Origin of the sequence: Vibrio sp. 1557 (genome assembly GCF_033340175.1) — a bacterium.
GTDB classification, from domain to species: Bacteria; Pseudomonadota; Gammaproteobacteria; order Enterobacterales; family Vibrionaceae; genus Vibrio; species Vibrio alginolyticus.
Map to the genome: position 1 here is coordinate 1 of NZ_JAWOVZ010000071.1, position 2,027 is coordinate 2,027.

The window sequence follows — 2,027 nt, forward strand, 5'->3', positions numbered from 1 at the left end:
GCCCCCTTCAATTGAGAAGTTGAGTGCTTTTGCCCATTTCTCGCGTGCGTTGTTGCGCGCAGTATCGAAAGAGACATTCGCTTCGGCATCGTAGTTGTTTTCTGCGCCTTGTGGGTCAACCGCAGATAACGCCACTTGCGCATTCAGCTCTTGTGAGCCTTCATCTTCAAATTCGATGTAGGCAGTGACGTCCGCTTTGACACGCTTAACTGGATTACCTTGGTCATCGTAAATCAATTCAGAAACGTGCTCTGCCGTTAGGCCGTCAACAGGTTCGCCATTGGCAAGGATGTAAACGTCTTTGATCTTCTTATCGAAAGTCGCATAGAAGAAGATTTTTTGGTTTTTCGCCCAACCAGAGAAGTGTGCTGCATCGCGCTCGCCCGTGATGGTATGACCGTCTTCGCTCACCGTCAGTTTGTTGCGCAGAGAGGTCGAACCCCAGTCACTGTTTAGGATGGAGTTGAGGTCAATCTTCAAACGTTGTGGTTGATCTTGCGGGTAGGTGTAACGATGGAAGCCGACACGTTCAGAAGCAGTAAGCTCAGCTTTGATGCCGTTTTCTGCAATCTTCACAGAGTAGTAACCTGCTTCTGCCACTTCAGAGGTTTTGTCCATCTTGACCGAAATCGCTTCGCGGTAGTCGTCGCTGTCTTCGATGTATTTAGCTTTATCTTCGGTAAACGGCAGGAACAGAATGTCACCTAAGCCGCCCATCCCCGTGCCAGATAGGTGAGTGTGGGAGAAGCCAAATAGGGTCTTTTTATCGAAGTGGTAACCTGATGAAGAGTGCCAGCCGATCAGCTCGGTATCTGGAGAAAGTTGCACCATGCCCTCTGGCACAACAGGACCCGGGAAAGTGTGTCCGTTAAAGCCGGTACCAATGAATGGGTCGACGTATTTTAGGTTGGAAGTATCGACGCTTGGTGAGGTGTTATCGTCGTCATCGTTGCAGCCAGCCAAACCTATAACACTTGCAATCACTGCGGTGGCGATAGCGGTTTTCGTAAAGTTCATAATCTTGATTCCTTAGGCAGGAAGCGCATCACTTCCTGCCACTGAGTTAATCTATCTGTGTATTCTTTAAACACGAATTACATAAAACGTTACTGAGCTTGAAGCGCTTCTTGCTTGTCACCCGTCATGACGAAGTGAAGCTCACCGCCCGCTTTGATTTCGCTGTGCTTGAAGGTGAAGTTGGCATCCAGCGGTTTGCCGTTGATGGTTACGGACTTCACGTACTTGTTGTGTGGGCTGTTGTTGTCTGCGATGACTGTGAATTCGCCGCCTTCCACTGGAATGGTGATTTCATCGAACATAGGACGACCGATGGTGTAGACCGGATCTGCAGGCGTCACTTGGTAGAAGCCCATTGCCGACATCAAGTACCAAGAGCTCATCTGACCCACGTCTTCGTTACCAATCAAACCAGTTGGCTCGCTGGTGTACATATCTGACATGATGCGGTCTAGGTACTCTTGCGCTTTCCATGGCTCATCCGTTAGCGCGTATAGGTAAGGAATGTGGTGCGATGGCTCGTTACCGTGCATGTACTGACCGATGTAACCCGTTAGGTCTGGTAGCTCTTCGCCTGTGTTTGAAGAACGCGCGTTGAATAGCTCGTCCAAGTCTTCACGGAAGGCTTTCTCTGGCGTGGTGTCTTTGCCTTGCGCCAAGTCGGCTTGATAGATTTCTTGTTTCAGGCGGTTGAAATCGTGCATTGGTTGGAACTTCCATTGCCACGCGTTCCCTTCGGTGTAGGCAAACTCGTCCACATAGTAAGGGTCGAATGGTAGCAGTGGGCATTTCTCTTTCATCACACCTGAGCCTTCAGGCCATTCAACCATTTCACACTCATCCAAACGCTCTTCATCAATTGGTTGGTTGAACTCCAAAGGCGGTTTGTTTGGTGATGAGCTTAGCGGGTGGTTTTTCGGACGTAAGAAGCCAGTCTCTGCATCCCAATGGTTAAGCCAGTTGTCGGCACGAGTCATAAACTCTTCTTGCAGTTTTACATCGCCAGCCAT

The 2,027-nt window shown here is 49.5% G+C and carries 1 protein-coding gene and 1 pseudogene; both read right to left on the reverse strand.

What is annotated here, in order from left to right:
* Positions 1-1,017, reverse strand: a pseudogene (locus R7070_RS24595) (glycoside hydrolase family 92 protein); the annotation flags it as partial.
* Between the two features lie 89 nt (positions 1,018-1,106).
* Positions 1,107-2,027: glycoside hydrolase domain-containing protein (locus tag R7070_RS24600; protein ID WP_318141332.1), on the reverse strand; the 921-nt coding region annotated here is incomplete at its 5' end.